This is a genomic window from Rhodococcus sp. IEGM 1302 (genome assembly GCF_030056935.1).
GTDB lineage: Bacteria > Actinomycetota > Actinomycetes > Mycobacteriales > Mycobacteriaceae > Rhodococcus_F > Rhodococcus_F qingshengii.
On sequence record NZ_JASHKY010000007.1, the window covers coordinates 190,158 to 199,223 of the forward strand.

Here is a 9,066-nt window from a genome sequence, read left to right on the forward strand (position 1 = left end):
TTCAATGGAACCAGGAATGCGATCAGGCAGCCGTGACGCGCGGCAGAGACGAGGACCGATGACCGAGAACAGTGAACCCACCACCGGCGCCGACAGCAGTTCGGCCAGCCCGAGCCCGGCAGCACCCAAACCCGGCGCTCCCAAACCTGGTGGACCACGCCCCGGTGCGCCCCGCCCCGGAGCACCTCGCCCCGGACCAGCAGCCTCGCATGCCGTCACCGCCACACCGGCCAGCGACCCGAGCAAGTTCGGACGCGTCGAGGAAGACGGAACCGCCTGGGTGAAGACCGCTGACGGTGAACGTCAGATCGGTTCGTGGCAGGCCGGCGACGCCACCGAGGGCCTCGCCCATTTCGGTCGTCGCTACGACGACCTCGCGACCGAGGTCTCGCTACTCGAGGCGCGACTGACGTCGGGCGCCGGAGACGCCAAGAAGACCAAGGCTGCCGCCATCGCTCTGTCCGAATCCCTCTCGACCGCTGCAGTGATCGGTGACCTCGACGCTTTGGCTCGCCGACTCGACGTGATCGTTGCCGGTTCCGACGAGGCCGCAGCGCACGCGAAGGAAGAGAAGGAACAGTCGCGCGCGGCAAGCACCGCCCGCAAGGAGGCCCTCGCAGTCGAGGCCGAGCAGATCGGCTCGGAGTCGACCCAGTGGAAGACCGCGGGTGATCGACTGCGCGAGATTCTCGACGAGTGGAAGACGATTCGCGGAATCGACCGCAAGGTCGACGACGCGCTGTGGAAGCGGTACTCCAAGGCTCGCGAGTCCTTCAACCGACGACGTGGAGCGCACTTCGCCGAACTCGACCGGGATCGTGCGAGCGCCCGTTCGACGAAGGAAGAACTGGTCGAGCGCGCCGAGAAGCTGTCGACCTCCACTGAATGGGGACAGACCGCCGGGGAATTCCGCGATCTGCTCAGCGAGTGGAAGGCTGCCGGCCGCGCACCGCGCGAGGCCGACGACAACCTGTGGAAGCGCTTCAAGGGCGCTCAGGACGTGTTCTTCGCCGCGCGCAACGCTGCTGCATCCGAGCGCGACGCCGAATTCGAGCAGAACGCAGTCGCGAAGGAAGAGCTGCTCGCTGCGAACGCGAACATCGACCCGGCGCACGGACTCGAGAATGCTCGTGCAGCGCTTCGCGACCTGCAGGAGAAGTGGGACGCGATCGGCAAGGTGCCGCGCGACCGAATGCAGGAACTCGAAGCGAAGCTCCGGGCCATCGAAACCAAGGTGCGCGACGCGGTCGACGCCGAGTGGCGTCGCACCGATCCGGAAGCACTTGCCCGGGTCGCGCAGTTCAAGGAGCGGGTGAGCCAGTTCGAGGAGCAGGCCGCCAAGGCTCAGGCTGCCGGCAAGACGAAGGACGCCGAGAAGGCTCTCGCTCAGGCCAAGCAGTGGCGTGAGTGGGCCGAAGCTGCCGAAAGCGCCGTCAACGAGTAATCGACGACGAGCTGTAAAGACAACAAAAACGCCGGCTGATTCCGAAAGGAGTCAGCCGGCGTTGTCTTGTGCTTTGGACGGACTGCCTGCTGTGTCAGCCGACGTTCCATTCCTGATGCTTCTCGGCTTCGGCCGCAGCAATCCGGCGTTGCTCCTCGGCAGCGAGCTGAATGTTGGTTCGTGTCCAGACCACCTTGAGCCAATGGAAGGTCAAGAACACGACGGCAAACCATCCGATGATCAGCCCGATCGACGGTCCTGCCACATTGAAACCGGCGGGAATGGTCTGACGCGACCAGACGGCCATCATGCCGAGAGCGCTCGCCACGGCACTGCCGGCGAGTGCGACCCAGGCCAGACTCCAACGCCGCGTGACCAGCGCGAGCATCGAGAATCCGATGCCGAAGATGACGACGAACCACACGAACAAGCGTGAGAACAGTGCAATCCGTTCGGTTTCCGCGTCCTGGTTGTACGCGAGCACATCCCAGCCGTTCGCAACTCCCGCATGGGGCAGGGCAAGGGTGCCGACCAGCACGAGCACCGCAACCGCGACAACCATGGCGCGCACACCCGGATCGATTTCTCCCGCGACCTTGCGTTCCGCGTCGTCGAGATCCTTGCGGTAGCCCTCGAAGGCGTCGTCGCCCGGCTGTGGTGTCGTGTTCTCGTGTTGCGAGGTCATGCGTTGCATCCCATCTGGACGGGTTGTGGGGCCGGGGCACCGATCTTCGGTAGTCCGAGACCTACGCCGATGGGCGGGGTCTTGGGTGTGATGCCCTTTTCGAACGAATCACCGGCGCGGGTCCGACGGTGCGTGAGCACTCCGTCATCTGCCACGAGGTGATGAGGGGCTCCGTGGGTGACGACGACCGTCACCACGTCACCGGGTCGGATTGTGCCGTCGAGGTTTCCCTCGGGGCGGAAATGCACCAGGCGGCCGTCTCGCGCGCGACCACTGAGACGTTGAGTCGCCGCGTTCTTCCGACCCTCCCCCGCTGCCACCAAGAGTTCGACCTCGGTGCCGACGAGCTTGCGATTTTCCTCGATGTTCACTTCTTCCTGAACGGCGAGCAATCGCATGTAGCGTTCCTGGACAACCTCTTTGGGAAGCTGATCGGCCATCTCCGCCGCCGGCGTGCCCGGGCGCTTGGAGTACTGGAAGGTGTAGGCGTTGGAGAATCGCGCCTTACGCACGACGTCCAGCGTCTCCTCGAAATCCTCCTCCGTCTCCCCCGGGAACCCGACGATGATGTCCGTGGTGATGGCGGCGTGCGGCATGGCGGCGCGCACCTTCTCGATGATCCCGAGGTACTTCGACTTGCGGTACGAGCGCTTCATCGCTTTGAGAACCTTGTCCGAACCGGACTGCAACGGCATGTGCAGCTGCGGGCAGACGTTGGGAGTGGTTGCCATCGCTTCGATGACGTCGTCGGTGAATTCTGCCGGGTGCGGCGATGTGAACCTCACCCGTTCGAGGCCGTCGATGTGTCCACATGCCTTCAAGAGGGAGGCGAAGGCTCCGCGATCGCGCGGTTGCTCCGGATCGGCGAACGACACGCCGTAGGCATTGACGTTCTGTCCGAGCAGGGTTACTTCCGAGACACCCTCGTCGACGAGTGCCTGCACCTCGGCCAGAATGTCGCCGGGACGTCGATCCACTTCCTTGCCACGCAGGGCCGGAACGATGCAGAACGTGCACGTGTTGTTGCAGCCCACCGAGATGGAAACCCAACCTGCATAAGCAGATTCGCGCTTGGCTGGCAGTGTCGACGGAAACGCCTCGAGTGCGTCGAGGATTTCGACCTCGGCGCGCTGATTGTGACGCGCACGGTCGAGCAGCGCGGGAAGCGAGCCGATGTTGTGAGTGCCGAAGACGACATCGACGAACGGTGCCTTCTTGACGACGGTGTCACGATCCTTCTGCGCCAGGCACCCACCGACCGCGATCTGCATGTCGGGGTTCGCCTCCTTGTTCGGGGCGAGCTGGCTGAGGTTGCCGTACAACTTGTTGTCCGCGTTCTCGCGGACCGCACACGTGTTGAAGACGACAAGATCAGGATCGGTTCCGGTCTCCGCCTTCGAATACCCGGCGTCCTCGAGCAGACCGGACAGTCGCTCGGAATCGTGGACGTTCATCTGACAGCCGTACGTCCGCACCTCGTAGGTGCGAACAGACTTCGCAGTCGGCTCCGGAACTGCAGTCGGCTCCGGAAGTGCAGGGGACATTTCGTCGATCAGTGACACGCTTCAGCCTAGCTCACGTCCACTACGACGTGTAATAACGCCCTGATAAACAGCCGAAACGCGACATAAACGTCGTCACAGTAAAATTTCCATTACATATGGCAAGAACCATGGCGAAATCACGGGCGTCGACGCAAACTACGCCTAAGGTTCTCGTTTATGACCCAAGCCGACGATGCGACGACGCCGACCACCTCCGGCGATTCCACATCCATGATTTCGATGACCTCGGTGAACAAACACTTCGGGGAACTTCACGTCCTGCAAGAGGTCAATCTCGAAGTACCCAAGGGCCAAGTGGTGATCGTCCTCGGTCCGTCGGGCTCCGGTAAGTCGACTCTGTGCCGCACCATCAATCGCCTGGAACCCATCGACTCGGGCACCATTGCCGTCGACGGCAAGACGCTCCCCGAGGAGGGCAAAGCACTTGCCGCACTTCGTGCCGACGTCGGGATGGTCTTTCAGTCCTTCAACCTGTTCGCACACAAGACGATCCTCGAGAACGTCATGCTCGCACCGATGAAGGTCCGCAAGGCGAAGAAGGACGAAGCCAAGAAGACGGCGCAGGCATTGCTCGAGCGCGTCGGTATCGCCAATCAGGCCGACAAGTACCCGGCGCAGCTTTCCGGCGGTCAGCAACAGCGTGTCGCCATCGCTCGCGCTCTTGCGATGCAGCCGAAGGTGATGTTGTTCGACGAGCCCACCTCCGCTCTCGACCCCGAGATGGTCAACGAGGTCCTCGACGTCATGACTTCCCTCGCCAAGGAAGGCATGACCATGCTCGTGGTCACGCACGAGATGGGATTCGCCCGCAAAGCCGGCGATCGTGTGCTGTTCATGGCTGACGGCCAGGTCGTCGAAGACACCACGCCCGAAGAGTTCTTCACCCATCCCAAGTCGGATCGGGCCAAGGACTTCCTCGGCAAGATCCTCACTCACTGATCACAGTCCCCTCCGACAGTCCTGTCCTCGTCCACAAGACAACTTGCTCGACTGCACCGTTCACCTCGGCTGCACCGTTCATCTCGACTGCACCGTTTGCATGTCGACAACTGAGAGGATCTTCATGAAGATCAATCGCTCCGTCCGTTTCGGAATCGGAATCATGGCTATCGCGTTCGCTGCCACGGCTTGTGGTGGAGGAGAAGAAAAGAGCGCATCGCAGAGTGCTGCCGACGGAACGCTCACCGTCGGTATCAAGTTCGATCAGCCCGGCCTCGGTCAGCGCAATCCGGACGGGACGTTCTCCGGCTTCGACGTCGAGGTAGCCCGGTACATCGCGAACGAACTCGGCGTGAAGCCCGAAGGAATCACCTTCAAGGAATCACCGTCAGCCCAACGCGAGACCCTGATCCAGAACGGCGAGGTCGACTACATTGTGGCCACCTACTCGATCACCGACGCACGCAAGGAAAAGGTCGGCTTTGCCGGTCCGTACTTCATCGCCGGCCAATCGTTGCTCGTTCGCTCCGACAACACCGACATCACCGGTCGCGATTCTCTCAGCGGCGGCAAGAAGCTCTGCTCGGTGACTGGCTCCACTCCGGCTCAGAAGGTCAAGGACTCCGTACCTGACGTCCAACTTCAGGAGTTCGACACCTACTCTGCTTGTGTCGAAGCACTGCGCAACGGCGCTGTCGACGCAGTCACCACCGATGACATCATCCTCGCTGGTTTTGCCGCACAGTACCCCGGCCAGTTGAAGGTCGTCGGAGAACCGTTCACAACGGAAAACTACGGCGTCGGCCTGGCCAAGGACGATTCCGAGACCCGCGGCAAGATCAACGACGCCATCGAGAAGATGATCTCCACCGGCGCATGGGAAGAAGCCTTCAACAACACCGTTGGCGCTTCGGGCTACCCCATCCCGGCGCCGCCCACCGTTGATCGTTACTGACCTGCTTTTTTCACCGTCAATCTCGCTGCGGCTCCCACTTCGGGAGCCGCAGCGCGTGACGCCACCAACGGAGATCCCGTGATCTGGGGAGACGGCAAGTGAACCTTCTGAGCAAGTACGGCGACCAGCTTCTGGAAGCCTTCTGGACCACGATCCAGCTGACATTTTTCTCCGCGATCGGCGCTGTCATCATCGGTGTGCTGATCGCGGCGATGCGCGTGTCACCGGTCCCGGTCGCCCGATTCCTGGGCGCCGCGTACGTGACCGTGTTCCGCAATACCCCCCTCACACTGATTCTGTTGTTCTGTCTGTTCGGTCTTTCGCAGACGCTCGGAGTCAACCTCGCCAAGTCGGATTCGCCGACTTTTCTGGTGGACAACAACTTCCGACTCGCCGTCCTCGGCCTCAGTGTCTACACCGCCGCGTTCGTGTGTGAGTCACTTCGATCGGGAATCAATACCGTTCCGGTCGGCCAGGCCGAAGCGGGCCGATCACTCGGTCTGTCGTTTGCACAAAATCTTCGGCTGATCGTCCTGCCTCAGGCATTTCGCGCGGTCACAGCACCGCTGGGTAGCGTGCTGATCGCACTGACCAAGAACTCGACCATCGCCGCGGTGATCGGCGTATCCGAAGCCTCAGCGCTGATGAAGAAGATGATCGAAAACGAAGCGGCGATCTTTGTCGTCGGTGGAATCTTCGCTGTCGGTTTCGTGATCCTGACACTTCCCATGGGCTTGATCTTCGGCAAGCTGAGCAAGCGATTCGAGGTTTCACGATGAGCAACCGCGCAACAGTCCTCTACGACGCGCCAGGTCCGAGAGCGCGAAATCTCTACCGATTCGCGTCCCTTGTCGTCGCTGCACTCATGGTCGCAATCGGTTACGTCATCTACCGCGCACTCGACGAAAAGGGCCAGCTGACAGCAGCGAAGTGGGATCCGTTCCTCGAATCCACGTCGTGGACAACGTATCTGATACCCGGCATCCGGGGAACGCTGATCGCGGCTGCGATGTCCATCGTCTTCGCGCTCATCCTCGGTTCTGCACTGGGTATCGGCCGACTCTCCGAGCACAACATCATTCGGAAGATTTGCGGCGTCATCGTCGAATTGTTCCGAGCAGTACCGGTTCTGATTCTGATGATCTTCTCGTATCAGGTGTTCGCCGAATACGAGGTCTTCAAGTCCAAGTACCTCGCACTCGCGGCAGTCGTCGTGGGTCTGACTCTGTACAACGGTTCTGTGATCGCCGAGATCGTCCGTGCCGGAATCAACTCACTCCCACGAGGGCAAAGTGAGGCCGCCAAGGCACTTGGTATGCGCAAGACGCAGATCATGGTGACGATCCTGCTCCCCCAGGCGGTTACCGCCATGCTCCCGGCCCTGATTTCACAGATGGTCGTGGCGTTGAAGGACTCCGCCCTCGGTTACCTGATCGGATATGTCGAGCTGGTGCGTCAGGCCCAACAGCTCGGCACCTTCTACGGAAACTTCCTGCCGGCGCTCATCGTGGTCGCCGCGATCATGATCGCTCTCAACTCGGCTCTGACCTTCCTGGCAACCAAGGTGGAGAAGCGCCTGCGGTCCGGGAAGCGAAAGGGCAAGGGCCCCATCGCGGCTCCGTCCGCCGACCCAGCTGTTTCGGTTCCGGGTATGGACCTGACCAAGCCGTGAATCAGATGGAGCCGTGAGTCGAATCCAGCCGCGTTAGCGTGAATACACAACAGGGCGGGGGTACCACCGAATTTCGGTGGTACCCCCGCCCTGTTGTTCTGAATGCTGCACTTCGCTACGAGTCGGTGACCGCCGCCATCTCGGCTTTGACCACCTCGTAGGACATCCCCGCTGAATATCCCTTGCGTGCCAGCATCGAGACCAGTCGACGCGTGGCCTTGTCGCGATCATCGACGGGCTTGTTCTTCAGCTTCCGCCGAACCAGCTCCGCTGCTCGCTCGCGTTCATCTTCCGGATCGATCTGTGACAACGCTTCGGAAGCGGTGTCCTGGTCGATTCCTTTGAGCCGCAACTCGACTGCAAGCGCACGCTTTCCCTTGCCCGAGTACGTATGCCGCGAATGAACCCACTGGTTCGCGAAGTCCGCGTCGTCGATCAACCCGATTTCTTGGAGTCGATCGAGGACCTTGGCAATGATCTCGGGCTCGAAGCCGCGCCCGCTCAGCTTTGTTTCCAGCTCGGAACGACTGCGCGCCCGGTCGGTCAGGAGGCGTAGGCAAGCATCTTTGGCCTGCGCCTCCGTCCCACCTTCTGCGCGTTGCGACGGCTTCTCGGATCGTTGACGGGATCGACGCCGAGGAGCGCCGTACTCTTCACGAGCATTCTCGCCGTTGTCACCGTCGTCGAAGCTCATGACTGAACTCAGAAGTCGGCGGGAGCTTCGTCGGTTGCAGTGACGTCAGCACCGATACCGAGCTTTTCCTTGATCTTCTTCTCGATCTCGTCGCGGATATCGGTGTTCTCCAGCAAGAACTTACGAGCATTTTCCTTGCCCTGACCCAACTGGTCACCTTCGTAGGTGTACCAGGAGCCGGACTTGCGGATGAACCCGTGCTCGACACCCATATCGATGAGCGAGCCTTCCTTGCTGATGCCCTGGCCGTAGAGAATATCGAACTCGGCCTGCTTGAACGGCGGCGCGACCTTGTTCTTGACGACCTTGACGCGAGTGCGGTTACCCACTGCGTCGGTACCGTCCTTGAGAGTTTCGATACGACGGATGTCGAGGCGGACCGAAGCGTAGAACTTCAGTGCCTTACCACCGGTGGTGGTTTCGGGAGAACCGAACATCACGCCGATCTTCTCGCGAAGCTGGTTGATGAAGATGACGGTGGTGCCCGAGTTGTTCATGGCACCGGTGATCTTGCGCAGCGCCTGACTCATCAGTCGAGCCTGCAAACCGACGTGGCTGTCACCCATCTCGCCTTCGATCTCGGCGCGAGGAACAAGAGCGGCCACGGAGTCGATCACGACGATGTCGAGGGCGCCTGAACGGATCAGCATGTCGGTGATTTCGAGGGCCTGCTCACCCGTGTCCGGCTGTGAGACCAGGAGTGCATCGGTGTCGACGCCCAGCTTGGCTGCATAGTCGGGATCGAGTGCGTGCTCCGCGTCGATGAACGCCGCGATGCCGCCGTTGGCCTGAGCATTGGCAACTGCGTGCAGTGCCACGGTGGTCTTACCCGAAGATTCCGGGCCGTAGATCTCGATGACGCGGCCACGCGGCAGTCCGCCGATACCCAGCGCGACGTCGAGCGCGATGGAACCGGTGGGAATGACGGCGATGGGCTGGCGGACACCCTCACCCAGGCGCATCACCGAACCCTTGCCGAAGTTCTTGTCGATCTGCGCCAACGCGAGGTCGAGTGCCTTGTCCCGATCAGGTGCCTGTGGTGCCATCGTGATCCCCATCCTTGTTTCAGTCTTCAGTGCCTGCCTGAGCAGACTCCGTCTCTTCAGCGCCTG

The 9,066-nt window shown here is 61.4% G+C and carries 9 protein-coding genes; 5 read left to right on the forward strand and 4 right to left on the reverse strand.

The annotated features are described in order from the left end of the window. The first annotated feature begins 58 nt into the window (after positions 1-58). The gene (locus QM609_RS14250; protein WP_050655796.1) at positions 59-1,444 is read left to right on the forward strand and encodes a DUF349 domain-containing protein; all 1,386 of its coding nucleotides are present in this window, start codon (positions 59-61) and stop codon (positions 1,442-1,444) included. A 94-nt stretch (positions 1,445-1,538) separates the two neighbouring features. On the opposite strand, the gene QM609_RS14255 is transcribed toward QM609_RS14250, so the two are convergent. Beyond that, complete coding sequence (locus QM609_RS14255; RefSeq protein WP_003942155.1) at positions 1,539-2,129, reverse strand: Rv2732c family membrane protein; 591 nt, start codon at positions 2,127-2,129, stop codon at positions 1,539-1,541. Beyond that, positions 2,126-3,673, reverse strand: a complete 1,548-nt coding sequence (gene miaB, locus QM609_RS14260; protein ID WP_047271495.1) for a tRNA (N6-isopentenyl adenosine(37)-C2)-methylthiotransferase MiaB — start codon at positions 3,671-3,673, stop codon at positions 2,126-2,128. Before miaB ends, QM609_RS14255 begins: the two co-directional genes overlap by 4 nt. A 231-nt stretch (positions 3,674-3,904) precedes the next feature. Between miaB and gluA the strand changes: the two genes are divergently transcribed. From gluA to QM609_RS14280, 4 genes are all read left to right on the forward strand, one after another. After that, positions 3,905-4,633: a glutamate ABC transporter ATP-binding protein GluA gene (gluA, locus tag QM609_RS14265; RefSeq protein WP_007735175.1), complete on the forward strand. Its 729-nt coding sequence runs from the start codon at positions 3,905-3,907 to the stop codon at positions 4,631-4,633. 124 nt (positions 4,634-4,757) lie between these two features. Continuing rightward, on the forward strand, positions 4,758-5,588 hold the full coding sequence (locus QM609_RS14270; RefSeq protein WP_003942146.1) for a glutamate ABC transporter substrate-binding protein: 831 nt from the start codon (positions 4,758-4,760) through the stop codon (positions 5,586-5,588). Positions 5,589-5,686: 98 nt separating this feature from the next. Beyond that, entirely contained in the window at positions 5,687-6,367 is a 681-nt protein-coding gene (locus QM609_RS14275; protein WP_003942105.1) for an amino acid ABC transporter permease, read from the forward strand. Next, a complete protein-coding gene (locus QM609_RS14280) occupies positions 6,364-7,260 on the forward strand; it encodes an amino acid ABC transporter permease (RefSeq protein ID WP_007735172.1) in 897 nt (298 codons plus the stop codon). Before QM609_RS14275 ends, QM609_RS14280 begins: the two co-directional genes overlap by 4 nt. A 115-nt stretch (positions 7,261-7,375) precedes the next feature. Here the strand turns inward: QM609_RS14280 and recX are convergent, their stop codons facing one another. Next, positions 7,376-7,954, reverse strand: a complete 579-nt coding sequence (gene recX, locus QM609_RS14285; RefSeq protein ID WP_050655795.1) for a recombination regulator RecX — start codon at positions 7,952-7,954, stop codon at positions 7,376-7,378. A gap of 8 nt (positions 7,955-7,962) precedes the next feature. After that, positions 7,963-9,000, reverse strand: a complete 1,038-nt coding sequence (gene recA / locus QM609_RS14290; protein WP_007735170.1) for a recombinase RecA — start codon at positions 8,998-9,000, stop codon at positions 7,963-7,965. Positions 9,001-9,066: the final 66 nt, after the last annotated feature.

Excerpts from the sequence above, each read along its gene's own strand:
- recA (WP_007735170.1), bottom strand. The coding sequence starts at position 9,000 with ATGGCACCACAGGCACCTGATCGGGACAAGGCACTCGACCTCGCGTTG.
- QM609_RS14255 (WP_003942155.1), bottom strand. The coding sequence starts at position 2,129 with ATGACCTCGCAACACGAGAACACGACACCACAGCCGGGCGACGACGCC.
- QM609_RS14280 (WP_007735172.1), top strand. The coding sequence starts at position 6,364 with ATGAGCAACCGCGCAACAGTCCTCTACGACGCGCCAGGTCCGAGAGCG.
- recX (WP_050655795.1), bottom strand. The coding sequence starts at position 7,954 with ATGAGCTTCGACGACGGTGACAACGGCGAGAATGCTCGTGAAGAGTAC.
- miaB (WP_047271495.1), bottom strand. The coding sequence starts at position 3,673 with ATGTCCCCTGCACTTCCGGAGCCGACTGCAGTTCCGGAGCCGACTGCG.
- QM609_RS14270 (WP_003942146.1), top strand. The coding sequence starts at position 4,758 with ATGAAGATCAATCGCTCCGTCCGTTTCGGAATCGGAATCATGGCTATC.
- gluA (WP_007735175.1), top strand. The coding sequence starts at position 3,905 with ATGATTTCGATGACCTCGGTGAACAAACACTTCGGGGAACTTCACGTC.
- QM609_RS14250 (WP_050655796.1), top strand. The coding sequence starts at position 59 with ATGACCGAGAACAGTGAACCCACCACCGGCGCCGACAGCAGTTCGGCC.